The organism is Robertkochia marina (assembly GCF_004799345.1).
GTDB lineage: Bacteria > Bacteroidota > Bacteroidia > Flavobacteriales > Flavobacteriaceae > Robertkochia > Robertkochia marina.
In genome coordinates, this window is the sequence record NZ_SSMC01000001.1 from 708,043 (window position 1) to 734,709 (window position 26,667).

22 protein-coding genes are annotated in these 26,667 nt (G+C 43.3%); 13 read left to right on the forward strand and 9 right to left on the reverse strand.

The features are described from left to right. The first annotated feature begins 946 nt into the window (after window positions 1-946). Both rbfA and E7Z59_RS02890 read left to right on the forward strand, forming a co-directional pair. Window positions 947-1,339 carry a 30S ribosome-binding factor RbfA gene (gene rbfA / locus E7Z59_RS02885; protein WP_136334779.1) on the forward strand — a complete coding sequence of 131 codons (393 nt, stop codon included), beginning with the start codon at window positions 947-949 and terminating at the stop codon, window positions 1,337-1,339. Window positions 1,340-1,342: 3 nt separating this feature from the next. Then, window positions 1,343-2,545 carry an ABC transporter permease gene (locus tag E7Z59_RS02890; protein WP_136334780.1) on the forward strand — a complete coding sequence of 401 codons (1,203 nt, stop codon included), beginning with the start codon at window positions 1,343-1,345 and terminating at the stop codon, window positions 2,543-2,545. A gap of 194 nt (window positions 2,546-2,739) precedes the next feature. Here the strand turns inward: E7Z59_RS02890 and dusB are convergent, their stop codons facing one another. Then, the gene (gene dusB, locus E7Z59_RS02895) at window positions 2,740-3,732 is read right to left on the reverse strand and encodes a tRNA dihydrouridine synthase DusB (RefSeq protein WP_136334781.1); all 993 of its coding nucleotides are present in this window, start codon (window positions 3,730-3,732) and stop codon (window positions 2,740-2,742) included. Between the two features lie 81 nt (window positions 3,733-3,813). Beyond that, complete coding sequence (locus tag E7Z59_RS02900; RefSeq protein ID WP_136334782.1) at window positions 3,814-6,210, reverse strand: outer membrane beta-barrel family protein; 2,397 nt, start codon at window positions 6,208-6,210, stop codon at window positions 3,814-3,816. Between the two features lie 155 nt (window positions 6,211-6,365). Between E7Z59_RS02900 and lepA the strand changes: the two genes are divergently transcribed. Further along, window positions 6,366-8,162, forward strand: coding sequence for a translation elongation factor 4 (lepA, locus tag E7Z59_RS02905; RefSeq protein ID WP_136334783.1), 1,797 nt, complete (start codon window positions 6,366-6,368; stop codon window positions 8,160-8,162). Between the two features lie 30 nt (window positions 8,163-8,192). Here the strand turns inward: lepA and E7Z59_RS02910 are convergent, their stop codons facing one another. Both E7Z59_RS02910 and E7Z59_RS02915 read right to left on the reverse strand, forming a co-directional pair. Next, on the reverse strand, window positions 8,193-8,738 hold the full coding sequence (locus E7Z59_RS02910; protein ID WP_136334784.1) for a hypothetical protein: 546 nt from the start codon (window positions 8,736-8,738) through the stop codon (window positions 8,193-8,195). Between the two features lie 3 nt (window positions 8,739-8,741). After that, on the reverse strand, window positions 8,742-10,619 hold the full coding sequence (locus E7Z59_RS02915; RefSeq protein ID WP_136334785.1) for a cation:proton antiporter: 1,878 nt from the start codon (window positions 10,617-10,619) through the stop codon (window positions 8,742-8,744). Between the two features lie 138 nt (window positions 10,620-10,757). Between E7Z59_RS02915 and E7Z59_RS02920 the strand changes: the two genes are divergently transcribed. The 7 genes from E7Z59_RS02920 (at window position 10,758) to E7Z59_RS02950 (ending at window position 19,992) form a co-directional block, all read left to right on the forward strand. Beyond that, window positions 10,758-11,615, forward strand: a complete 858-nt coding sequence (locus E7Z59_RS02920; protein WP_136334786.1) for an MBL fold metallo-hydrolase — start codon at window positions 10,758-10,760, stop codon at window positions 11,613-11,615. 10 nt (window positions 11,616-11,625) lie between these two features. Then, the gene (locus tag E7Z59_RS02925) at window positions 11,626-13,248 is read left to right on the forward strand and encodes a S8 family peptidase (RefSeq protein WP_136335498.1); all 1,623 of its coding nucleotides are present in this window, start codon (window positions 11,626-11,628) and stop codon (window positions 13,246-13,248) included. Window positions 13,249-13,313: 65 nt separating this feature from the next. Then, window positions 13,314-15,182 (forward strand): M1 family metallopeptidase, encoded by a 1,869-nt coding sequence (locus tag E7Z59_RS02930; protein ID WP_136334787.1) that lies wholly within the window; start codon window positions 13,314-13,316, stop codon window positions 15,180-15,182. 78 nt (window positions 15,183-15,260) lie between these two features. Then, the gene (gene rnpA / locus E7Z59_RS02935) at window positions 15,261-15,638 is read left to right on the forward strand and encodes a ribonuclease P protein component (RefSeq protein ID WP_136334788.1); all 378 of its coding nucleotides are present in this window, start codon (window positions 15,261-15,263) and stop codon (window positions 15,636-15,638) included. Window positions 15,639-15,761: 123 nt separating this feature from the next. Continuing rightward, window positions 15,762-17,378, forward strand: coding sequence for a S41 family peptidase (locus tag E7Z59_RS02940; RefSeq protein ID WP_136334789.1), 1,617 nt, complete (start codon window positions 15,762-15,764; stop codon window positions 17,376-17,378). 447 nt (window positions 17,379-17,825) lie between these two features. Next, window positions 17,826-19,514, forward strand: a complete 1,689-nt coding sequence (locus E7Z59_RS02945) for a patatin-like phospholipase family protein (RefSeq protein ID WP_136334790.1) — start codon at window positions 17,826-17,828, stop codon at window positions 19,512-19,514. A gap of 103 nt (window positions 19,515-19,617) precedes the next feature. After that, window positions 19,618-19,992 (forward strand): hypothetical protein, encoded by a 375-nt coding sequence (locus tag E7Z59_RS02950; RefSeq protein ID WP_136334791.1) that lies wholly within the window; start codon window positions 19,618-19,620, stop codon window positions 19,990-19,992. Here the strand turns inward: E7Z59_RS02950 and E7Z59_RS02955 are convergent. The 5 genes from E7Z59_RS02955 to E7Z59_RS15210 form a co-directional block, all read right to left on the reverse strand. Continuing rightward, window positions 19,989-20,429 (reverse strand): GNAT family N-acetyltransferase, encoded by a 441-nt coding sequence (locus tag E7Z59_RS02955; RefSeq protein ID WP_136334792.1) that lies wholly within the window; start codon window positions 20,427-20,429, stop codon window positions 19,989-19,991. The two genes, E7Z59_RS02950 and E7Z59_RS02955, sit on opposite strands and share 4 nt — an antisense overlap. Window positions 20,430-20,439: 10 nt before the next feature. Continuing rightward, the gene (locus E7Z59_RS02960; protein ID WP_136334793.1) at window positions 20,440-21,348 is read right to left on the reverse strand and encodes a cation diffusion facilitator family transporter; all 909 of its coding nucleotides are present in this window, start codon (window positions 21,346-21,348) and stop codon (window positions 20,440-20,442) included. A 1-nt stretch (window position 21,349) separates the two neighbouring features. Further along, complete coding sequence (rpiB, locus tag E7Z59_RS02965; RefSeq protein ID WP_136334794.1) at window positions 21,350-21,784, reverse strand: ribose 5-phosphate isomerase B; 435 nt, start codon at window positions 21,782-21,784, stop codon at window positions 21,350-21,352. Window positions 21,785-22,420: 636 nt separating this feature from the next. Then, on the reverse strand, window positions 22,421-22,663 hold the full coding sequence (locus E7Z59_RS02970) for a DUF2007 domain-containing protein (protein ID WP_136334795.1): 243 nt from the start codon (window positions 22,661-22,663) through the stop codon (window positions 22,421-22,423). Between the two features lie 59 nt (window positions 22,664-22,722). After that, entirely contained in the window at window positions 22,723-22,881 is a 159-nt protein-coding gene (locus tag E7Z59_RS15210; protein WP_168731228.1) for a hypothetical protein, read from the reverse strand. 134 nt (window positions 22,882-23,015) lie between these two features. Here E7Z59_RS15210 and rnr point away from each other — a divergent pair, with 134 nt between their 5' ends. The 3 genes from rnr to E7Z59_RS02985 all read left to right on the forward strand — a co-directional run bounded on the left by rnr (window position 23,016) and on the right by E7Z59_RS02985 (window position 26,659). Continuing rightward, a complete protein-coding gene (gene rnr / locus E7Z59_RS02975) occupies window positions 23,016-25,211 on the forward strand; it encodes a ribonuclease R (RefSeq protein WP_136334796.1) in 2,196 nt (731 codons plus the stop codon). A gap of 7 nt (window positions 25,212-25,218) precedes the next feature. Next, window positions 25,219-25,899, forward strand: a complete 681-nt coding sequence (locus E7Z59_RS02980) for a head GIN domain-containing protein (RefSeq protein ID WP_136334797.1) — start codon at window positions 25,219-25,221, stop codon at window positions 25,897-25,899. 76 nt (window positions 25,900-25,975) lie between these two features. Beyond that, window positions 25,976-26,659, forward strand: coding sequence for a LysE family translocator (locus tag E7Z59_RS02985; RefSeq protein WP_136334798.1), 684 nt, complete (start codon window positions 25,976-25,978; stop codon window positions 26,657-26,659). The last annotated feature ends 8 nt before the right edge of the window (window positions 26,660-26,667 follow it).

A 26,667-nucleotide genomic window follows, 5' to 3' on the forward strand; every position in this document is an offset into this window, starting at 1 on the left:
AAAGAGCGATAACCCAGGTAAATCCACCCCGTCCATACCTTTGGCATGTCCACCCCTCCTTGAAAAGGAGGGGATATATTACCTTTTCAAAACCAGCTATACAGCAAACCTTGCCATTTCCTGTTTACACTAGCGAAACAATCTATTTATGCGACCCCAGGGAGCTAATTTTACCAGGAGTTCGTTGCAGTGAAGCCCCTTCCGTCAGTGCTTATCGCGCTGCCACCTTCCCCCATCAGGGGATGGAATCAAACTACATCTTGAAAATCGTTTAGAAGGCAGCGTGCGGTTTGCATTTTCAGGAGTTTTCCTACTCAACACCTGGCTCCTCACTATAAAAAGTCTGCAACATCTTTTATGGCCGTTCGGTCCGGCCCCTCCCTCCATCCCTGTCTCCCTATTTCCCTATTTCCCTTACCATCTAATATTTCCACCACTGCTCGGGTTCTTTTCTGCTTCGATCTTAAAACCGCCTATTTTTAAGGAATATGACAGCTCGGTGAATTTCGAGCTCTATGTCGTTTTTTTACGGAGATGACCTCTCCTTTAAAAAATGAGAAGCTGCAGGACTATACCTTCCTCGTTTCTAATGAGCAAGATGAATCCTTCCGGTTGCTGATCGATTATGTCGCCCTGAGCGATGGTCCTGCCTCACTTTAAGTGCGTGCTCTTCTCACCAACCGATTTTTCATTTTCTTTGCCCTCCCTCCTCCAGATAACCGTCTGGCTGGCATCTCACTATAAAAGGTTCACATACCGCCGCCTTAGCTGACCGCTATCTATAAAAGGTCCACTTGCCCTCGCACCACCTGGCTCCTCACTATGAAAGATTCACAGAACCTTCCATGGCCGTTCGGCCCTTTAAACGCTCGGTCCCCTCGTAACTCCGTAACCATATAACCTCATAACTTCATAACCCCGTAACTTTATTTCGTACTTTTGTATCATGGAGACGAACAGACAGAAAAAGATCGCCGGGGTCATACAAAAAGACCTGGCCGAGATCTTACAAAGAGCAGCCCAGGGTGGTGGACTCACCAATATTATCATGACAGTGACCAAGGTAAAAGTAACCAGCGACCTTTCTATCGCTAAGGTATATATCAGCTTTTTTCCGCATGACAAGGGCAAAGAGCTTCTCGAGGGCATCCGGTCGAACCAGCCGCTTATCAAGCACGAGCTGTCGCAGCGTACCCGAAATCAATTGAGAAGGGTTCCCGAGCTGGAATTCTTTATTGACGATTCTTTAGAGTATATTAACCGTATTGAAAAATCGCTGAAAGGAGACGATAACCCCCTGGAAAATCCTGATCTCCTTGATAAAAGAAAGAAAAGCTGATTCTTGAACATTGCCCTGTACATAGCCAAACGCTACCTGGTATCTAAAAGCAGTCAAAATGCGGTGAACATCATCAACATGGTGACCTTCCTGGTAACCGTGATCGGGGCTGCAGCCTTATTTATAGTACTTTCGGCCTTCGCCGGATTGAAAACTTTCAGCCTTTCTTTTGCCAATGATTTCGACCCCGACCTCAAAGCTTTGGCCGCTACAGGGAAGTATTTCGTTCTCCATCCGGATAAAGAAAAAGAACTTAAGGCTATTAATGGGGTAGCCGCATATTCTAAAGAGATCGAAGAACGGGTGTTTCTTACCCACGAGCAAAAGAACTATGTGGCCTGGGTAAAAGGAGTAGACGAATACTACCGGGAGGTGGTTAAGGTAGATACCCTGCTCTATATAGGTAATTGGTTTGGTTCAGACCCCTACCAGGTTGTTTCAGGATTTACTATCGCCCAACAACTCAATACCGGACCTAATCGTTATGGGAGTCCTGTAGAGATCCTCGCGCCAAAACCGGGAGAAGGAAGCATTACCGGGGCTACCAAGCCTTATAATGTACTGCCGGTAACCCTCTCAGGCGTCTACGCTATCAATGAGGAGCTCGACAAGAAATACATCTTTGCCAACCTGGCGGTGGTGCAGCCCTTACTGGAAAAAGACAGCACCCAGATCACCGGCATCAACTTTAAACTGGACCCAACCGCCGATATGGAGGTGGTCTCATCAGAGATAAAGTCGGTTCTGGGAGATAATATCACTATGAAAACAAGGGCTCAGCTCAACGATGCTCTCTACAAGATGCTCAACACCGAAAACCTGGTGATCTACCTGATATTTACCCTGGTACTAATCATAGCCCTCTTTAATGTGGTGGGCGCCATTATCATGATGATCCTCGACAAACGCAGCAACCTGAAAACCCTGTTCAGCCTGGGTGTGCCCGTCAAAAAGCTGAGGCGCATCTATTTTTTACAGGGCTTATTGGTTACCTCCGTTGGCGGCATCCTCGGGATTCTCCTGGCGGCTCTGCTGGTGTGGAGCCAACTCGTTTTTCAGTGGATCCGCCTGACCCCTTCCCTGCCCTACCCGGTAGAATTCCAATTAGGCAATGTACTTATTGTATTTGCCACCATTTTTGTTTTAGGGATGATCGCCTCAAAGATCGCTTCTGCAAGGATCAACAGGAGTTTGTTGCAGTTATGAGGTGGTATAGGCATCTTTCCCGGGAGCATTCATAAAGCACTAGATCCTGAGTTTTGCAAAGCAAAAAGAAGGGCCTTCCGAATTGACCTTAGATTTTAATTAGGAGATCGCTACTGGCCTGCATTGCAGGTTTCGCGAAGACGATTATATAAACCCACGCACCCGTAACCCGTACCTCGTAACCCCAAACTCAACTAAGCAAACTGAAAGTCACTGAACTTCTCCAGTACCTCATCAAAGGTGGCAAAGACATCGGCAGCCTCATCGCTGGTCACCATTTTGGTGCGATAATCCTTGAAGTGTGGAATACCTTTAAAGTAATTAGTGTAATGACGACGGGTTTCAAATACCCCCAGCTTCTCTCCTTTCCAGTCGATCGCCATTTGCAGGTGACGTCTGGCGGCATCTACCCGTTCCTCCATAGTAGGTGCCGGAAGGTGCTCTCCGGTAGCGATATAGTGTTTTACTTCTTTAAAGAACCACGGATAGCCGATACTGGCACGACCGATCATGGCCCCGTCAAGTCCGTACTCATCACGCATCTTTACCGCCATTTCAGGAGTATTTACGTCCCCGTTTCCAAATACAGGGATATGCATACGTTGATTGTTCTTTACCTCAGCAATAGGTCCCCAATCGGCATTTCCCTTATACATCTGCTTCCGGGTTCGTCCGTGAATGGAGATCGCCTTGATCCCGACGTCCTGAAGACGCTCAGCCACCTCAACGATCTGAATGGAGTTATGGTCCCACCCGAGGCGGGTTTTTACCGTTACAGGCAGGTTGGTGCGTTTTACCATTTCCTCGGTAAGCTTTACCATCAACGGAATATCGCGAAGAATTCCGGCCCCGGCGTTCTTGCAAACCACCTTTTTTACCGGACACCCGAAGTTGATGTCTATAATATCAGGATTTGATTTTTCTACAATATCGATAGCCTGCAGCATGGAATCGAGCTCAGACCCAAATATCTGAATACCAACGGGACGCTCCTTTTCATAGATATCAAGCTTTTGAACGCTCTTGGCTGCATCCCTGATGAGTCCTTCAGAAGAGATGAACTCGGTATATACCACATCAGCCCCCTGTTCCTTGCATAACTTCCTGAACGGCGGGTCACTCACATCCTCCATGGGAGCCAATAACAACGGAAACTCTCCTAATTCTATGTCAGCTATCTTTACCAATTTCCTCTTTTTTAGGGATTTGCGGTGCAAAGATAATCGATTTTATGAGATATCATGAAGATTAAGATTTCCTTAGGCCGTCTATTCTCTTACACGTTTAACCTCAGTAGGATCGGTATTTCGGTTATTGTCGTCAAGCCTGAAGTTCCCGAAATTATAACGAAAGGAAATGAAGAATCTCCGGGTTTCTTCACGGGCAAAGAAGCCATTGTCTTGGTTCAGGTACCTGGATTCTAAAGGTACATTTTGGGTATTAAATACATCATCAAGCCCTAAGGACAGAAATGCCCTCCCGTCCCATAACCTTTGACGTAGAGATAGATTAAGAAAGTGTTGGTTTTCCAACGTCCTGGATCCGGTGAGGTAATTGCTGAGATATATATAAATGGCATCCAGGGTAAGGCCTTGCTTTTTTCCTAGGGTAAAAGAATGATTTGTATAGGCTTGCAGCCCTGGTGTATTCAGTTGTACGTTGACATTGCCGCTCTCTTTGGCAAGAAAGCTGTTTTCAGCGTAGAATGCTGAGACAAAAAACACAGCAAACCAATTCCTGTTAAGACTTAGTGGTGCTAAAAAATCTAAACTGTAGAATTTGGAATAATCGATATTATAACGGGATGCATAAAACTCTCGTGAAGTGTTATTCTGAAACGGAAGAAGTTCCAGAGCGCCCTTAATATGTTCATAGGAAAGCTCAAAAGAAAGTTGTTTGTAGGAATAACTTAATGCTATTTTATCTCCTAAAGTCCTTGTTAATAATGGGTTTCCTTCTCTATACTGATTCTCAACAATATAGTATCGAAAAGGATTAAGGCTCTGGTAGCCGGGTCTTGAAATGCTTCGCCCGTAACTCACCCCATAACTTTGATGTTCACCAGGGGTGAACTGAACTCCTAAAGAAGGTACAAAGACTAAATATTTTTGAGTATTTACTTCTCCCAGGGCAATTGAATTCGCGATGACATCGGTGTGCTCTACCCTGCTTCCCAGCTGAAAGTCCCACGCATCGGCAGACCAGCTGTAATCCATATAAGCGGCATAGGTCTTCTCTCCGTATTCAAAATCATCAGAAATAGCCCCGTTCGGAATTGAGATCCCCGTAAAATCGATCCCACTGCTCCCATCTATCTTTGCATATTTAAGTCCGGTACTAAATGTACCTGCTCCCACAGGAGCGATAAGGTCAGACTGGAGGGTGAAAATATTGTTCTTCTGACGGCCGTCCGTTTCAAAGTAACTTATCTGGGCTATATTATCACCGGCATCATAAAAAGTGGTGGCTAACTCCTGAAACTGCTCTTGTTGAAAATAGATATAGTTAGCCCTGGTATTCCAGTTGGCTCCCTCTCCAAAATTTGACTGGTATTCGGCACCAAAAACATAATTATAGGTGTCATTCTCAAGGAAACTCTCCGTGTCAAAAGAAAAATCGGTCAGACCCTCTGCATTGATTATTTCGGTCTTAGCGGTGTTATTGAATCGTTTGTCAGGAGACCAGGACAGGTTTGCACTCAAAGTTAATGAGCTTTCTTCGCCGGTAGCTATATCCAGGATAGAGTTTACACTCTGGTCGTTGACTCTGGTGATCCTGTTCAGATCGGTTTCCCAGAACTCCTGCCCAGAACCTTCGTCCGAAAAATTTATATAGTTATTATCGTTCTTGTTTAGCTTTTCACGATTGTAATTATAGTTGAAGAAAAAATCTATGCCTTTGGTTTTGTAGTAATGTTGGGTGTTAAAATTGTATTTAGGAAATACGGCGTAGGTACCCCTGCCTTCCAACGATCCTTTATACCCTATAGAGACATTGCTGCGCGTAATGATGTTCAATACAACACTCCCCTCGGCATCATATCGGGCAGGTGGGTTGGTGATCACTTCAATGGCTTCAATATTGGCCCCGGCATATCCGTTTAACAAACTTCTAAGCTCATTATCGCTCAGATAAACCCTTTTTTCATTTAAATAAATTACAGGGCTGGTGTTCTTCACTATGATCTGATCATTCATCACAATAACTCCCGGGGTACGCTTTATGATCTCATAACCGGAAAGTGCAGAAAGGGTGGTGTTGGCTACATTAAAAACCAGTCGGTCGGGCTTTTTCTCAATACTCGGTTTCCGGTAGCTTACCGTAACCCCCTGAAGGTCTTCGGTGGCGGGAAGTAAGGAAATGCTTCCTGCATCAGTATTTCCGTTTACCGTGATGTTGCGAAGATCGGTCTGAAATCCAACGTAAGAAGACTTAAGAAGGTAATTGCCATTAGCCACATTCTCAAACAAAAACCCCCCATCATCCATGGTAGATACCCCCTTGATCATGGTAGAATCTTCCACTTTCAACAGAAGTACATTCACAAAAGACATCGGTCTTCCTTCCTGATCGTCCACCCTGCCGGAAAGCTCATATTCCTGGGCGTAACCCTTAGATATATATAAGAAAAATATGCTAATGGCATACAGAAGAGGTTGGCGCATACTGTAGGTTGATGGTTAATTTGGTTTAAAAATAACATATTATTAACAATATCAAACCCAACTCTTTTAAATTGTTAACTGTTGGAAAAATCTATCCTCATGCTACGTATTAAAATAGCGTATATTTGCAGTCATATTGGATGTTAAGTAAGGCTATGAAGCACATTAGAAACTTTTGTATTATCGCGCATATTGACCACGGGAAAAGCACCCTGGCCGATCGTTTGCTGGATTTCACCGGTAGTGTTACCGAACGTGAAAAACAGGATCAGCTGCTCGATAATATGGACCTGGAAAGAGAGCGTGGAATTACCATTAAGAGTCACGCCATCCAGATGGAATACAACTACAAAGGAGAGCAATATGTTCTCAACCTCATAGATACTCCAGGACACGTGGATTTCTCTTATGAAGTATCGCGTTCTATTGCGGCCTGTGAAGGAGCCCTGTTGGTGGTTGATGCCGCCCAGAGTATACAGGCACAAACCATTTCAAACCTTTACCTGGCTCTTGAAAATGACCTGGAGATCATTCCAGTATTGAACAAGGTTGACCTTCCTTCGGCAAATCCGGAAGAAGTTACCGACGATATCGTAGACCTGCTGGGGTGTGATCCTTCTGATGTGATCCCGGCCAGTGCTAAGACAGGGATCGGGATCGGAGAGATCCTGGAAGCCATTATAGAGCGCATTCCGGCCCCCAAAGGGAATCCTGATGAATCGCTTCAGGCCCTGATCTTTGATTCCGTATACAACCCTTTTCGCGGGGTAGAAACCTATTTCCGGGTTATCAATGGTAAGATCACCAAGGGACAGAAGATCAAGTTCCTTGCTACCGGGAAGAGCTATTATGCCGATGAAGTAGGAACCCTGAAGCTCTCCCAGGTTAAAAAGCAGGAGATCAAAACCGGTGATGTGGGTTATTTGATCACAGGGATCAAGGATGCAAGAGAAGTAAAGGTGGGAGACACCATTACTGATGCCGAAAACCCAACCGCCAATATGATCGAAGGGTTCGAGAATGTAAAACCTATGGTATTTGCCGGGATCTATCCTGTTGACACCGAAGATTACGAGGAACTTAGAGGAGCTATGGAAAAGCTTCAGCTCAATGATGCCTCCCTGGTGTTTGCCCCTGAAAGTTCGGCAGCTCTTGGTTTTGGTTTCCGTTGCGGATTCCTCGGAATGCTTCACCTGGAGATCATTCAGGAGCGACTCGAGCGCGAATTCGACATGACCGTGATTACCACGGTGCCTAACGTAAGCTACCATGCCTACACCAAAAAAGAACCGGACGAACGTATTATTGTAAACAATCCTTCTGACCTTCCCGAGCCTTCAAAGCTTGACAGAGTCGAAGAACCTTATATCAAAGCTTCCATCATTACCAAGGCCGATTTTGTAGGTCCGGTCATGTCGCTCTGTATCGAAAAACGGGGAGAGATCACCAATCAGAATTACCTGACTCCGGAAAGAGTTGAGCTGAACTTTGACCTGCCCCTTGCAGAGATCGTTTTCGATTTCTACGACAGGTTAAAGACGGTTTCCAGAGGGTATGCTTCTTTTGATTACACCCCTATTGGAATGCGTGAATCCAAGCTGGTAAAAGTAGATGTTCTCATTAACGGAAACTCAGTCGATGCCCTTTCAGCACTGATCCACACGGATAATGCCTATAACATTGGGAAGAAGATGTGTGAGAAACTGAAGGAACTCATTCCGAGACAGCAATTCGATATTCCGATCCAGGCAGCCATCGGAGCCAAGATCATCTCGAGAGAAACCATTAAGGCGCTTCGTAAGGACGTAACGGCTAAATGTTATGGTGGAGATATCTCACGTAAGAGAAAGCTTCTGGAAAAGCAGAAAAAAGGTAAAAAACGAATGCGACAGGTAGGAAATGTAGAAATACCTCAGCAAGCCTTTATGGCTGTTTTAAAACTAAACGACTAAAACTTCAAACCCCGGAAATCCGGGGTTTTTTTATACTTGTTCGATAGCTGTTTCTCCCTTCCGGTCTACCCGGATTTCAAACGCCCTGTACTCTTGTAAGTTGTAAGACACAAACGTATAACGGCACACCAGGGTGTTCGCATCACTCTTTATCATGTCAACTTCAAAACTCTCCAGCCCTGCATTTTTCCAAAAATCGGGGTCTTTGTGATAGGAGGTCGTTAACTGCTTTAATGAATTGCTTTTGAGAAGTATTTTGTCATCAAAATAAACTTCTGCTATACTGTCATAAATGGGTTGTCGGGCTGCATTCAACACCCGGTCCTTGTATGAGATCTCCGGATGATCCTGTAAATGAACAATGGTGTTCTTTAAACGAAACCTGTTAGATAATACAATGTCTGTGGTCTTTTTAAACTCAAACGCCCCCTGATCTTCAATGGCTAACCTTGTACTTTCCACGGGCTTTTCCTCATCATCCAACAGGAACTGATCTTTTAAAATATCGATATGGGCAGTGACCATGATCAAGGCGAAGCATGCTAATAGAGCAGGGAAAATACTTTTATTTTTCATAGATCATGCCTTGTCTTCAGATTCGTTTTCAACATCGTTCTGAATTTCTTCCTTAATGAGTTTTACCGGTTTACCGAGATACACCAATTTATAACCGGGTTCGATCTCTTTCATATCGGTAAATGAGGCTATGATATGAATTTCTCCGGAGAGGTCTTTTACAAAAATAGGGATGGAATCTTTTAGATTATTCAGCCGATGCATATACTCCAGGTACTCCTCTCTTGAATTAAGATCGATCTCATTGATCTTCGGATAGTCTCTCGCCACCTCACTCAGGTTGATGTAGTCATCTTTTTTAGAGAACAAGAGCTCGTCATTGGCTTCTGAAGGATCCATCATTTCTTCAGAGGTAATAAGCCTGAAGGCTCCATTCTCTCCCAATTGCTCCCTGAAACGCTCAATAGCGTGTTTGTTTACCTCTTCACTGGCCGTTAATGCCATGAGGTATCCGATATCATTGAACTCGATATTATCGGTAAGCTCGTCAGAAAATATATTGGCTTCCTCTGCGTCAAGGTCCATCGCCTTGGCTTTTTCAATATTCTCCTTATTACTGTCGATAAGCACCACATGACGGTCATTTTTCTGAAGGTATTTCCCTATTAAGCGCGATACCTTTGACGAACCAACAATGAGAATTCCGGTAGATTCTTTCAGGAACACCCCCGAGATCTTTGCAAAGATCCTTGCCGTAGCAGCATTAAGTAATACGGTTCCCAGCACGATCACGAAAACCAGGGGGGTAATATACTCTGCGCCCGGCTCTCCTTCTAAAGCAAGGCGGGTACCAAAAAGCGATGCAATACCTGCAGCAACGATACCACGGGGTCCAACCCAGCTTATAAAAAGCCGTTCATTGAACTTAAGGCCTGAGCCGAGGGTACTTAAAAATACCCCAAGCGGTCTTATGATAAATACCACAGAGGCAAACAGGAGCAGGGTTTCCCAATTATACACCAGGTAGAGATCATTCATATCAATATTGGCAGCCAGCAGTATAAACAGGATGGAGATCAGGAGTACGCTCAGCGATTCTTTAAAATAAAGAAGTTCCTTGATATTAGGCAGGTCAATATTACCCAGAACCATTCCCATAACCACTACAGAAAGCAACCCGGATTCATGGGCAAACTGCTCTGAAAGCACGAAAACACCCAACACCACCGAGAGGGTAAATACATTCATCAGGTAATGAGGCACCATCTTCTTTTTGATCACAAAATACAGGGCATAGGCAAAAAAGAAACCTTCAGATAAACCTACTACCACTGTTTTACCAAACTCTATTAAAGCCTGACGCGTATACTCTTCTCCCTGACCTACACGGATAAACTCAAACACCAATACGGCCGCTACTGCACCGATGGGATCGATCAGAATACCTTCCCACTTTAATACAGCAGATAGATCTTTCTTCAAAGGAATATTTCTGAGGATGGGAGTAATAACCGTGGGGCCGGTAACGATGATCAAAGAGGCAAAAAGAAAAGATATGGGCCAGCTGAGATCGAACAGGAAATGCGAAACAACCCCGGCCAGTAAAAAGGTTACCAGGGTGCCCACAGTGATCAGTTTAATGATCACAGGGCCTACATTAAGCACCTCATTTCTTTTCAGGGTCAGTCCGCCTTCAAATAGGATCACCGCGATAGCGAGCGATACAAAGTGAAACAGCGATTCGCCCGGAAAAAGCCCTTTATTGTATTCCGGATGCCAAACCGGTTCTATAAGTTTTGTGCCATCATGGGTATACAGGGTGGCGATCGGGCCCACGGCCAAACCAATAAGGATAAGCGGTAAAATAGCGGGTATTTTGAACCTCCAGGCTACCCATTGTGCAATAATTCCCAATATAATGATACCCGCGAGTTCTAACATAAGTTCGGTTCTGTGTCTAAATTAAGGTCTATAAAAATATAAAAATGTTAAAAATAGGATAATAAAGATGGGCCTTTTTACCATTCTATCATGCTTTTCTTAATTTGCATAACCTTTTTTTAACCTCAAAAATGCGCTATGCGGTTATACCCGATAGAAACAGGAAACTTTAAGTTAGATGGGGGGGCAATGTTCGGGGTAGTACCTAAGTCACTCTGGTCGAGAACCAACCCTGCAGATTCCAATAATATGATCGATATTGCTGCCCGGTCACTTTTGATCGAGGATGGCGATCGGCTTATTCTTATCGATACCGGAATGGGCAATAAGCAGTCTGATAAGTTTTTCAGCTACTATTACCTGTGGGGAGATCATACCCTTGATGGCTCTCTTGCCAAACACGGCTTTCATCGCGATGATATTACCGATGTCTTTATGACTCATTTGCACTTTGATCATTGTGGCGGAAGTGTAGAACGACATCCGAACGGAGAAGGGTACAGGCCTGCCTTTAAAAACGCGCGCTTTTGGACCAACAAAGACCATTGGGAATGGGCCGTAAACCCTAATGCCCGTGAAAAGGCCTCTTTTTTATCTGAGAATATTCTGCCGCTTCAGGAAAGCGGACAATTGCATTTTACAGATACCCCCAGGGGAGATTTTGCTGAAACTTCTGAACTTGGATTTGGGATCCTTTTTGTTGACGGACATACCGATAAACAAATGATCCCCCATATTAATTATAAAGGCAAAACCATCGTATTTACTGCCGACCTCTTGCCCACCGCCGGGCATATTCCCTTGCCCTATGTCATGGGCTACGATACCCGACCACTACTCACCCTGGATGAAAAGGCCAGATTCTTGAAAAACGCCGTGGATAAAGAGTTTTTTCTCTTCCTTGAACACGATGCCCATAATGAGATCTGTACCCTAAAGGAAACCGAAAAAGGGATCAGACTGGACAAAACTTTAAAATTTGAAGACATAATTTAAATTGACGATGATGAACATGAAGTATACATTGGCCTCAGGTATAGTGGCCATGGGCTTGCTGGCCGGATGCGGGGCAGCTCCTATTGATCTGGATCCTATTACCAATACCGGTCAGAGAGATCTTAATAAACAAGAGTTTACTGAAGAACAGTATAAAGACTGGGGACATGCCGACCTTTTTACAGATACCATCCCGGGAATGAGCGTCATGAAAGCTTACCGGGAGATCTTAGCCTCAAGAGAAGGAAAGAAGGTCATTGTGGGGGTAGTTGATTCAGGAGTGGATATTAATCATGAAGATCTGAAAAATGTGATCTGGGTGAATGAAGATGAGATTCCGAACAATAATATTGACGACGACAACAATGGATATGTAGATGATATTCACGGATGGAATTTCCTCGGAACCGCTGTTCATGAAAACCTGGAAATGACCCGTATCGTAAAACGAGGTGATGACGGTTCTGAAATGTATAAGGCTGCTAAAGCCCAATACGATAAGGAATTTAATGAAACCGAGAACACCCTGAACAGGTATGCAGAAATGATGGCCATTACCGACCTGACCGATAGCATTGTCAGAAAAGAACTCGGAAAAGACGCTTATACCCTGGAAGAGTTGCGAAGTATTGATGCCCAGGACGAGCAAATGATGCAAACCAAGCGATTTTTAGAATTCTACATGTCGCAATATGGCTCAGTGGAAGAGTTTAAAGACCTGCTTGAAAAAGACATGGAAATTCTGACCTCTCAATACGAGTATCACCTTAACCCTGATTTTGACGGCAGGAGTGAGGTAGGAGATGATCCCTATGACATCAACGATACCAATTACGGAAACAATGATGTGATCACTGATCTTGAACGTACCCGACACGGTACCCATGTAGCCGGGATCATTGCTGCCCAGCGCGATAACAATATCGGGATGAACGGGGTAGCCACGAACGTGGAGATCATGGCCCTGAGAGCTGTGCCCGATGGCGATGAGTACGACAAGGATATTGCCCTGGCCATTCGTTATGCCGTTGACAATGGCGCAAAGGTGATTAACGGAAGCTTTGGAAAGAGCTTTTCTCCAAACAAAGAATGGGTATACGACGCCTTAAAATACGCTGCAAAACACGATGTATTATTCGTACATGCGGCCGGTAATGACGGAAGTTTTCTGGATGAAGTAGAGAACTACCCGAACGACCAGGAAAACAACGGCCCTGAATTTGTTGATAATGTTCTTACCGTCGGGGCATTGAACTGGGCTTATGGAGAACAAATGATAGCCGGGTTTTCCAATTACGGGAAGATCAATGTGGATGTATTTGCCCCTGGTACAAAGATCTATGCCACTACCCCCGATGATACCTATGAATACCTTCAGGGTACCTCGATGGCCGCTCCTGGAGTAGCAGGGGTGGCAGCACTGATCAGGTCGTATTTTCCTAAGTTAAAAGCCTCCCAGGTAAAAGCCATTATCATGGAATCAGGACTGACCTCAGATCAGGAAGTGATCGTTGCCGGTGATCCGAACAACAAACAAAAATTCAGTGAATTGTCAAGGTCAGGTAACATGGTGAATTTATACAATGCCCTGATCATGGCCGACAAGGTATCGCGAAAAAAAATTAAACTCTAATACCAAATAATGACTACCGGGCTCAATGGAAAAAGTTATGAGCCTTATTTACTTAAAACCATTCTATGAGAAAGATATTATTTGCAGCGCTGAGTCTAGGGTTTACAATGTCAACCTTTGCCCAGCAAAAAAATGAACGACCGTATTACTGGCAACAGCATGTAGATTACAAAATGTCGGTGGATATGGATGTAGAAACCTACCGTTACACCGGAGAGCAGGAACTGGCTTATACCAACAATTCTCCTGACACCCTCCAAACGGTATTTTACCACCTGTATTTTAACGCTTTTCAACCGGGAAGTGAGATGGATGTGAGAAGCCGAAATCTGCCCGATCCGGATCGACGTGTTGGTTCAAGGATCAGCGAGTTAGGGCCTGATGAGATCGGATATGTAAAGGTAAACAGCCTGAAGCAAAACGGAACTGAAATAGAGCACCACACCGAAGGAACCATCCTGGAAGTAGCGTTGGCTCAGCCAATTCTTCCCGGAGAAACCGTAACCTTCAACATGGATTTTGAAGGTCAGGTACCGGTACAGATCAGAAGAAGTGGTAGAAACAACAAAGAAGGGGTAGCCCTTTCCATGACACAGTGGTATCCTAAAATGGCTGAATACGATTTTGAAGGATGGCAGGACCACCCGTATATCGCCCGCGAATTTCAAGGCGTATGGGGCGACTTTGATGTAAAGATCACCATTGATAAAGACTACGTGATAGGAGGTACCGGATACCTTCAGAATCCGCAGGAGATCGGACATGGTTATGAGGCGGAAGGAATGAAGGTTAAACGCCCAAAAGGCGAAAAACTGACCTGGCATTTCAAGGCGCCGAATGTGATCGATTTTGCCTGGGCAGCAGACCCTGAGTACGTGCACGATACCTTTGTAATGGAAAACGGACCAACCCTGCATTTCTTCTACAAAGACAATGACGAGATCAGGGAGAACTGGAAGAACCTGCAACCTAAAACTGCTGAACTGATGGATTTCTTCAGCAAAAACGTTGGGCCCTACCCATGGGAACAATACTCTGTGATACAGGGTGGAGACGGTGGTATGGAGTACGCCATGTGTACCCTGATCACCGGGGAGCGTAAATTTGGAAGCCTGGTAGGGGTAACCGCCCATGAGCTGGCTCATACCTGGTTCCAGCACATCCTGGCTACCAATGAGGCCAAACACGAGTGGATGGATGAAGGGTTTACTTCCTTTATCTCTGACCTGGCTGAGAACCAGGTGATGGAAAGAGAAAATGAAAATCCGTTCGAAGGTGCTTACAACGGGTACCTGAAACTTGCAAACTCAGATAAACAAGAGCCACTGTCTACCCAGGCAGATCGTTACAGTATGAATACTGTTTATGGTATTTCGGCTTACAGTAAAGGGGAGGTGTTTTTAAGTCAACTGGGATATGTGATCGGCCAGGATAAGCTGATGCAAACCCTGAAAAAATACTATGACGATTTTAAGTTCACCCATCCAACCCCCAATGATATTATCCGAACAGCAGAAAAAGTGTCGGGCATGCAATTATGGTGGTACCTCAATGAGTGGGCACAAACCACACATACGATTGACTACAGCATTAAAAGTGTTGAGGCTGAAAATGAAGGGAAAACCAGGATAACCCTGGAACGTATAGGGAAAATGCCAATGCCTGTTGATCTCATGGTAGAGTATGTAGATGGAAGTGTAGAATCTTTCTATGCGCCCCTGAGAATGATGCGTGGCGAAAAGGATAATCCCTATGAGAATATTGAAAGAACGGTGATGGAAGACTGGCCATGGGTGTATCCTGAATATTCTTTTGCCATAGATCGCGACTCATCAGAAATTAAAACCATCTACCTTGATCCTTCAGGATTAATGGCAGACATCAACAGAGAAAACAACATCTACAGACAACCTGATACAGCTAAGAATGATTAAATACCATTCTTAGGTATTACTATTTAAAACCTCTCTTTTTAGGGAGGTTTTTTTTATTTTTACCCCTTAATTCCTTATATGGACAGGTCCTTCCCCAGAAAAGAAAAACTAAAAAGCAGAAAACTCATCGAAGCGGTATTCACTGAAGGGTCGTCTGTATCTGCATACCCCTTAAAATTGGTTTACCTTCCCGCCGAGCTGCCCGAAGAAGTACCAGTTCAGGCAGCGGTATCAGTACCCAAGAGACGTTTTAAAAGAGCTGTAGACCGCAACCGGATCAAGCGACTGATGCGTGAAAGCTGGCGACTTCAAAAATGGGAATGGTTACCCCAACTTCAAAAGTCTTACGCCTTCGTTTTTATCTATACCGGCAGGGACCTGCCGGAACAACAGCAATTGAATAAAAAAATGGCGCAATTGTTTCAGAAGTTTCTCAAGAACAACGTAAATATTTGATATTCAACGAATAATAACTAAAAAATTACGTTAAATACCCCGTTGTGGCCGGATATTCTTTTTGAGTAAGCATCAATTTTGGTACTTTTAGTAGAAGGTGTATTAATCATAGTGCAAACGAGAATGAAAAAAAAGCTGCTCATCCCTGTTCTGGTTGTAGCTGTCCTCCTGACCGCAACAAGTTATCGCAACGACTATTTCGAGATCGCAAAACAAGTAGAGATCTTCACTACCATGTTCAAGGAACTCAACATGAACTATGTTGATGAAACCAATCCTGCCGAGCTTATGGATCACGCTATTAAAAGTATGCTCGATGATCTGGATCCCTATACCCGCTTTATGAACGAGCAGGATGTAGAATCATTCAAGATCAATAACAACGGGGAGTATTCCGGTATCGGTGCCATGGTGCGCAGTTATAATGATAAACTCCTCATTATTGAACCCTACGAAGGTTACCCGGCAGACAGAGCCGGTTTAAAAGCCGGAGACGAGATTGTTCAGATCGGAGATATCAAGGTGTCAGATTTTAAAGATGATGCCACAGAACTGCTTAAAGGCGCTAAAAACTCAACTGTTGAAGTGGTTTATAAACGACAGGGGGCTACCAACACTACTACCGTAGAAAGAGAGGATATCGAAGTAGATGCTGTACCTTTTTATAAAATGGCCGATGGCAATACCGGTTATATAGTACTATCGCGCTTTAATCGAAAAGCCGCTGCACAAACCAAACAAGCCCTGGAAGATCTGAAAGAACAAGGTGCAGAGAACATCATTCTTGACCTTAGAGGTAATCCGGGAGGGCTGCTCAGTGAAGCCATCGATATCTGTAATCTCTTTGTTCCAAAAGACGAACTCATTGTGAGCACCCGTTCTAAGGTGAAAAAATTCAACCAGGAATTCAAGACCCGAAAAACCCCGGTAGATACTGAAATACCCCTGGCCATACTTATTGATGAACGCAGTGCTTCTGCCAGTGAGATCGTAAGCGGCGCCCTGCAGGATCTCGACAGGGCAGTGGTATTAGGTGCCCGGAGTTTCGGTAAAGGCCTGGTGCAGCGCCCTATCAAACTCACCTATGGCACCCAGTTAAAGGTCACCATTTCAAGATACTACACCCCCAGCGGTCGCTGTATTCAATCTACCGACTACTGGAACCGCGACGAACAAGGCAACGCTGTATCTAAAAATTCATTCAGGGAATATAAAACCAGAAACGGACGAAGTGTGTTCGACAACGGTGGGGTTACCCCCGATGTGGCTATTAAAGAATTGGAACAAAACGCACTTACTCAGGCTTTAAATAACGATATGCTGATCTTTGATTTTGCCACCGACTACTATTTTAAACATCCCGATAAAGAGTTGCAATCGTTCAGTTTCTCCACCCAGGACTACATTGCTTTTAAACAGTACGTAAACAGCAAAGACCTTCAATACAAAACACCGGCAGAACATGTGCTGGAAACAGAACTTAATGCTGAGGAATTGGTTGTGATGGGCAGCGAGGTTCAAAAAGAATATCAGGAACTGCTCAGCAGTATTGCCAACAGTAAAAAGAATGCACTTGACACGGCAAGTGACCGAATCATTAAAGACATTACAGATGAACTGGTAGTACGCTATGGCTACCGCGAAGGACTTTACAATTACTACCTCAAGGAAGATAAGACCATAGGAGAAGCCCTTTCTGTACTTCAGGATACCGAAAGATACCAGGGCATTCTACAATAACAATCTGCATCCATGCAAAAAAAACCCGTAACACAGAACAGCAGAGTTGCGGGTTTTTTATTTGAGCACGATTCTTACGTCTGATGTATTTTATCTTATGAAACCACCCTGTACACGACTGTTGTCGTGTACACCCGTCCTTAAAAAGGAGGGGTTAATTCGTTTACATGGTTGATTATGTATCCAAAGACATCAACAAATGATTCCACAAAGGTTAAAATCCTTCTCCCTAAGGGGAGGACCGAACGGTTATGCAAGGTTCAGTGAACCTTGCATAGTGAGGGGCCAGATGGTGTGGGGATGCAAAGCCGGATGGGGGCTTCTTCACCAAAAGTCCACTTCCCCTGCTACGCTCTACAGCCTCCCGCCCGTCAGCTGGCCCCACATCCCCATATCCCCATATCCCCATATCCCCAATTTCCATTATCTTAACATAAAATCGCCACCATGTCTGAAAAATCCTTTAAGCTTTGCCTTACCATGGCAGGGGCCGTATCGGCCGGAGCCTATACCGCCGGGGTGCTCGATGAGCTCTTTCATGTTCTTGATCTGTGGGAGCAAGAAAAACAAAAGAACGCCGCACTGGGTACCGACCATCCTGATTACGATCACAGCATTCCCATGCATGAGGTGAGCCTGGAAGTAATGAGCGGGGCATCGGCTGGAGGAATCGCAGCAGCCCTGAGCCTGCAAAAGATATTAGATGCTTCTTATGAAGCCATGGAAGATAATAAGATCTTAAAAGAGTGCTGGGTAACCATGGCAGATGATGACCACTCCGGTACCCTTGAAAAGCTGTTGAACAGTTCCGATCTGAAATGCCGCCAAACTCCGTCATCACTGCTCAATGGCAAGCCGATCAATGACCTGGCAAACCGCCATTTTAAACCCCTTAAAAACGTTAAAAGGCCTTCCTGGGTATCTGAGCAGGCAGAGCTATTGTTAACCACCACCAATCTTGACGGACTGCAAATTGATATCGGGTTTAACGGAGCTGATAAAAAAGACCAGGGACATGCTATGACCCAACACAGCAGTGTATTCCGATTTAAACTGGGTGAACAAAACAATACTAAAGAAAACCCGGCAGAAGCAGATTATTATACCATAGACCTTACCCGGGAAACTGCCATTGATTACCTCAAAAATGCAGCCTTGAGTACTTCGGCCTTTCCTATTGGTCTGCCCTCCAAAAAGGCCGAACTGCCTCATAAACCCTATTTAAAGTTTGATGCCTATCTGAAAGGAGAGGAGACCCTGAACTGGAAAGTAGAATGGCCCCGTACATTCGACAGCATAGACGGGGGATTGCTTAACAATGAACCCTATGGATGGGGAGTAAAGATATTAGGAGAAAATTGTAAGACTGAATTAAAGGAAAACCGGTATGCGGTTATTATGATAGACCCGCTGCCTTCATCCAAGCCGAAAACCAAAGATCCCTCCATCTCCGGTATATTTAAAACAGCCATGGCCATGTTCAAAGCCCTGAGAAATGAAGTTATGATGAACCAGGAAGGTATTGTACAGGCTATTGCCCTTAAAGACCGCACCCGGTTTCTGATAGCGCCTAAGAAAAGTACAGACAACCTGAAATTGGATGCTAAAAACAATTACGTCCTTGCATCGGCTCCACTGAGCGGATTTGCAGGATTTATCGAAAAGAAAAGACGTGCACATGACTATGAACTGGGAAGAAAGAACTGTAGGGACTTCCTGAGATTTCATCTGTGTTTACCCCTTGAAATGGTAGCTGAACGCCTTGGAATTGATCCTAATGACGCTATGATGCTACGATTTGGTATAAACCCCGATAAGGAGCAACCGGTGGCTGAAAATCCGTTTTTTCCCATCATTCCCGATATACGACTTCGTAAAGCCTGTAAAAATGATACCCTTCCCCAATTTACGAATGCAAATGAATACCTCGATCATCCTGAATTTGATCCTAAGAAATTCAGGGAAGATTATGGGAAATTGTTGAATAAACGACTGAATAGATTAGCAGGTGGAGTCATTAAAAATATTTTTCTTTACCTGCTGTTTATAGTGTTGGGTAAAAGAAAAGTAAAAAAGGTAATTTACGATACCATTAACATCGAACTGGACTCCCAACACACCGCCCCTGATGAATAAAGGTCGTTATTTGGCTGTACCTGAGAAGGTTCTGCTAAATGTTAAAGGATTTTAACACTGTGATTACTTGATATTTAGCTGTAAAAATTGTATCATACTTGTTATGATAGCACTTGACAGAAAAAATTATCAGGATTTTTTGACACAAACTGTGAACTATCTGGAGAACCGCGGATTTAAGAATATCAAAACCGCTTTAGAGGGCTATGAGAGCCCAAAATCATTCCTTAAAAAAGGGAGTGATGTAAGTGTTACTCCGGATATAGTAGCTGAGAAAATGGGCATTAAGCATTATTTTGAGATCAGTGTAAAATCGGAAAAACCAAACCTTCTTAAATCTAAATGGATGTTTCTCGACGCCTTGAGCAAAAGAAACTCCTCCCGCTTCAAAATCATTACCACGAAAGGTCATTACAAGTTTACCAACACGATGTTACACGACCTGAACCTGGAAAAGAACATGATCAAGATCAATTAACCGCGGATCATTTTAACATGGGGAATACCATCTTCAAGATAGGTTTCACCCACCGCACGAAATTGATGATCATTGTAAAATTTTTCCAGATAGGTCTGTGCAGAGATCTCAATGGATGTTGTACCAAACCGGGTTTCCACCGTTTCGATGGAAGCCCTTAGTATTTTATGCCCCAGATCTTTTCCCCTTTGTGATGCTCTAACCACAACCCTGCCAATGCTCGGTTGAGCAAAATAATCTCCTGCGCGGAAAATACGTGTGTAGGCGGCCAGTCTGTCTTCGTTAAACCCCATGACGTGCAAGGCCTTGTGGTCTTTGTTATCAATATCCTGGTAAACACAATCCTGTTCTACTACAAAAACTTCTGAACGCAGACGTAACAGCTCATACAACTCTTCAATAGATAATTCCTCAAAGGTCTTTACTCGTATTTCCATGGTACTTTTATTAATCCTGAACAATAAAATCTTTTGGATCTTCCTTGTTGTATTCCGGTTGAATATTCACATGGTTGATCCCGTATTCTTCCTTTAAAATCGTTTCTATCTCCAAGAGTACCTCATTAAACCTGCTCAGCGTAACATCTTTTTTAAAATCCAGGTGGGCTTCCAGGTGCAACTCGTCGTCATTGAGACACCAAACATGAATATGATGAAGTTTGTTCACATCTTCCAATTGATGTACAGAACGCACCAGCGCCTTAATATCTATATGACGGGGAGTAAACAACATGAGCATTCTTGTAGAATTCTTCAGCAGATCATAACCAACATAAATGAGGTAGATACCTATTAAAAAAGTAAGGAGGCTGTCTATCCAGTATATGCCGAAAAACTTCATCAGAATACCGCCTATCAAAACAGCTACACTGGCCATCATATCAGTCAGTAAATGCAGGTAAGCCGACCGCATATTGATGTTCTTTCCGGCGTCTTTCTTTAAAATCAAAACGCTGATCCCGTTGGCAACGATACCCAGCAACGCCAGCCAGATAACCAGGTCAGAGCCTATTGGCTCAGGTTTCAGAAGTCTTTTAACCGCCTCAATGATCAGAATAACAGCGATCACAATAAGTGAAACAGCATTCACAAATGCAGCGATGATCTCTGCCCGCTTATAACCGAAGGTCTTATTGGTAGACGCCTTTGTGCGCGCCAGCCGGTTGGCCACATAGCTTATGACCAAAGAAATAACATCGGTGAAATTATGGAGGGCATCAGAAAGTAATGCCAGACTGCCCGAAGCTATACCACCTATTACCTGGGCCAGGGTAATACCCACATTCAACAGGATGGAGATCAAAAGATTCCTCCCCTTTAAAGGCTGATGCAAGCTGTGGTCATGCTGATGGGTCATATTAACATCCTAATGGAATTTTATCTACCCTGCGTTGGTGTCTTCCTCCTTCAAATTCAGTTTCCAAAAATGTCTTTACCATCTCCAGAGCCTGCTCCTTGGCAGTAAATCTTGCCGGTAAACAAAGTACGTTGGCATTGTTATGAGAACGGGTTAGTTCTACCAATTCTTTGGTCCAGCATAATCCTGCGCGAACATTAGCATGTTTGTTAGCTGTCATGGCTACACCATTACCACTGCCACAGATCAAAATTCCGTAATCAACCTTTCCTTCTTCTACCGCAGAAGCTACAGGGTGTACAAAATCAGGGTAATCAACACTGTCAGAAACATCTGTTCCGCAATTGATCACCTCAATACCCATAGTTTTCAACATTTCAACAATGGCAAACTTATAGGCTGTTCCTGCGTGATCATTTCCGATGGCAATTTTCATAAATAAGAGGTTTTAAATAACAAGACAAAGGTAGTAAATAAGGCTTTTTTACACTTATAAACAGCCGTGTTAAATGCAAATACATAAAAACTTAAAGATGAAACACTTAAGAGATCAACAGAATTGTTGATAAGTAGACCGTTATTTCTTTTAAATAAATTTGGTCGGGTAAAATGGGTTCTCAATTTGTAAAAATATCCCATTTATGCAAGCCTTAATTTTACTTTTTAATTGACAATTCTTAAACCCGAATGGCAGTAAAATGAACAGTGTTAACAACCTTAAGATATTAAAAAATCTTCCGGATATTTTGTTGTGAACAACTGTTGATGTAAAATGGCTAAGAGCTGAAAATAAATCACTTAAATCGATAATAAGTTGTTAATAACCGTTTATTAACCTTCTTTTGTTCGATTTACCAAACAATTCTCTAAAAAGTTATACCCGTTATTAACAAGCCATAATACACCATAAAAAATTTAATTTTTAAAAAAAGAAAAAAGATAATAATATGAATATGGTTAATAAGTGAATAAGCCTGTTCAGGTTGAGATCTCTTTTTTGGATTAGAGCAATGGAGGGTTGGAAAGAGATCTGATAAGAAAGTGACTGTTGTTCTTTTGAAGGGGAAAGGGGTTAAACCACGCGCAGCGGAGAGGAGGGCGCGTTGAGATCGTTGATAAGTTCGATCACGTATTCTACGTAGGCCTCCGGTACCAAAAGACGTATACCTCCAAGGGCATTGGAGTAAAATGGAGAAATACCGACCATGGTTTCATTCTCAAAAACGAATGGAATGTCTTCCTTCTCCAGAAGGAACTTCAGTACCAGGTACTCATGAGGGTAAGTAAAAGTAGCTACCAGCCTAAAATTTTTCACGCTTAATGTCTTGTGATTCAGAGTAAAAGTAAGAAAAAAAGAAGTAGGTATAATGTGAATTATACGTTAAGGTGATGGGTGGTGGCCACCTTTTCGATCTCTGCTGCCTTGGCCTTTTCCTTTTTATCCAGGGTGTAGTTTATATAACCGGCAAATGCACCTATTCCCAATAGAAAAAGGATGACAAAGAGGAGTAATATCTTATAAAATCTTTTCAAAAATGTAAGTGTGCTTTAATATAAAGACGGATATATAGTGAGAACGTTACAAAAAATTTAATATTATTTTAACTCAGCCTGATTTTCAGGAAACCATCGTATTAATTCGTACTTTCGGACTATAAAATTAACATATGTCAAAACGAAAAAAAAGAGCAGATAAACAGCGGAAAAGTGAAATTACGAAAGGAATTTTTTCTGTTCTTGAAAGTGATCCCGATAAAAGTTTTAACTACAAACAAATTGCTTCGAAGTTAGGTATATCTGACCCCGCCGGAAGGAATACGATCATAAAACGCCTCGGGCAGTTAGCAGGCAACGAAAAAATAGCGGAGGTAGCACGCGGTAAATACAAATTGATCGTAAGTCAGAATTACTATACCGGAGTCGTTGATATGACCGGCAGGAACAATGCTTATGTAGTTTGTGAAGAGCTGGATACCGATGTGTTCGTACCTCAATCTCTCTTGAACAAGGCCTTGAATGGTGATACGGTTGAAGTTTATGTATTTCCAAGAAAGCGCAGAGGCAAAAAACTGGAAGGGGAGATCACCAGGATCCTGGAACGCAAAAAAATGACCTTTGTGGGGGTATTGCAAATGCAAAAGAATTTCGGATTTGTATTACCGTCTGATTATAAGATGTATACCGATATTTTTGTACCCAAGAACAGGATCAAGGATGCAGAACACGGTGATAAGGTGATCGTGGAGATCAATGACTGGCCGGCTAATGCCGATTCGCCCTATGGTACCATTATAGAAACCCTCGGAAAGCCCGGAGATCATCAGACAGAGATGCACGCCATCCTGGCCGAATACGGCTTACCCTATGAATTTCCGCCGGAGGTAGAACACGAAGCCAATAAGCTGGATACCTCTATACAGGAAGAAGAGATCAAAAAGCGCAGGGATATGCGTTCGGTAACTACTTTTACCATAGACCCTAAGGATGCCAAGGATTTTGATGATGCTCTTTCTTTTAAAAAGTTGGAAGACGACTGGGTAGAGATCGGGATACATATAGCCGATGTTTCTCACTACGTACAACCCGGCACCCTGCTTGATGATGAAGCCTATAACAGGGCAACTTCTGTATACCTGGTAGACCGGGTCGTACCCATGTTGCCTGAAATATTATCGAATAAGGCCTGTTCTTTGAGACCTCATGAAGAAAAGTATACCTTCTCTGCGGTCTTCGAAATGAATAGTAAAGCAGAGATCAGAAAGCAATGGTTCGGAAGAACAGTGACCTATTCAGATCAGCGATTCGCCTATGAAGAAGCCCAGGCCATGATAGAGTCTGGTAAGAATAAAGTGCCTTCAGACGTTTCCCTGACCGGAAAAACCTATGAGGTTGATCAGGAGATTGCCAACGCCGTACTGCATATGGATCGGCTTGCCAAGATCATGCGTAAGAAACGCATGCAGGACGGAGCCATATCTTTCGATAAGGTAGAGGTTAAGTTTAATTTGAACGAAGAAAATGAACCGGTAGGTGTATTCTTTAAAACTTCTAAGGATGCCAATAAAATGATCGAAGAATTTATGCTTTTGGCCAATAGGAGGGTAGCTGCCTTTATCGGAAAGCAGAAGAAAACATTTGTGTACAGGGTACACGATGAGCCGGATGAAGAGAAATTACTCACCCTACAGGGCGTTATAAAGCGATTTGGGTACAGTATTAACATGAAGAGCAGAAAGACCGTTACAAGCTCTTTAAATAACTTATTACAGGAAGTTCAGGGAAAGAAGGAACAAAACCTGGTAGATACCCTGACCATTCGATCCATGAGTAAGGCAGAATATACCACTGATAATATTGGTCATTACGGACTTGCCTTTGATTATTATACGCATTTTACTTCTCCCATACGGCGTTATCCGGATGTCATGGTGCACCGGTTGTTGCAGCACTATTTAGATAAGGGCGCTTCTGCAAAAGAAGAAGAATATGAAGATAAGTGCAGGCACTCTTCAAATATGGAAGGTCTCGCGGCCCAGGCCGAGCGCGACAGCATAAAGTATATGCAGATCAAATTTATGGAAGATCATAAAGACGAAGAGTTTCTGGGGGTGATCTCCGGAGTAACAGAATGGGGTATTTATGTCGAGATCGTTGAAAATAAATGTGAAGGTATGATACGCATCAGGGATATTAAAGACGATTATTACGTTTTTGACGAAAAGAATTATGCCCTGGTGGGAGAGGTTACCAAAAATGAATACCAGTTAGGAGATGAAGTATATGTGCAGGTTAAAAATACGGACCTTGTAAAGCGTCATCTCGATTTTAGCCTGATAGGAAAGAAAGAAGATAAACCGAATTAAATTCTACATGATGAAAAATTTGATTGCTGTGGTATGTTTTTGCTGGGCTGTTATTGGAAGTGCCCAGGAGACGAATGAAATGAATGTGGAGCGTTTTTCAGAGCTGAAGGTATTTGATGGTATTTCAGTCAACCTGATTCCTTCAGATGTAAACAAATTAGTGATCACAGGGGAGTACGCAGAAAATGTTGTAGCAAAGAACAGCAATGGTACCTTAAAATTAAGGCTGGGAGTTACCACCCTGTTTAAAGATCACGATACCTCTGCAGATCTGTACTATTCAGGACCGCTGTCGGTACTTGATGTCAATGAAAACGCAAAGATCACCTCGAAAGAAACCTTAAAACAAGTAGATCTTGAGCTCAGGGCACAGGAGGGAGGAGAGATCCAGTTGGATGTGGCCTTAGAAATACTCCGCATCAAGGTTATCAGCGGTAGTACGATCGGAGTTACAGGTAGATCTACCAACCAGGAAGTGAATGTTAATACAGGAGGGGGTTACGAGGCCGGGAACCTGGAAACCGAGCAAACAGATGTAAAAGTGAATGCAGGTGGCTATGCCGATATCAGAGCTTCTAAGTATGTGAATGCCAGGGTAAATGCCGGTGGTAACATCAATATTTACGGAAAACCCGGAGTTATAGATCAGACCAAGTTTCTGGGTGGTACTATAAAAGAAATTCAATAGCCGCTGCAGGTATAGGGGCTCAAAATCTGAAAAGACAGCTGGATTTTATACTTTTGAACTAAATCCAAAACTTCTCATGCTGGAAGACATTGCTGCTGCCATACCATTGGGCATTTTGCTTTCTTTTACTATAGGTCCTGTTTTTTTCGTGTTGCTGGAAACGGGTGCACTAAAAGGTTTCAGGGCCGCTATCAGCTTCGATCTCGGAGTGGTACTGGGAGATGTTGTCTTTATTCTAATTGCCTATTTCAGTACCAATCGTATCCTGGAACGTATAAAAGATGATCCTTCGCTTTTCATTTTTGGAGGAGCTTTATTGATCACCTATGGTATTATTTCGTTCATTAGAAGTCGTAAAGCCTATAAAAAGGAATTGGATAAGGATGTGGAAGAGGTTATTAAAAAGAATAATTATCTGAATCTTTTTCTAAAAGGTTTTTTGTTGAATTTTATAAATGTTGGGGTCCTGGGATTTTGGTTAGGTATCATCATTATTTTTGGTCCGCGAATGGAAATGGATGAAAACAGGATCACGGTTTTTATAGCTACCATCCTGATCACCTATATATTGGTAGATTGTATCAAGATATTGCTTGCTAAGCAATTAAAGCACAGGCTTACCCCATATCTGATCTTCAGGATCAAACGCATGATCAGTATCATCCTGGTGGTCTTCGGTTTCTTCCTGATGTTCCAGGGATTATTTCCGAATGAGAAAGAAAAGATCAAGGGGGTGATAGAGGATATTAGAACCAACTAAATATTTTA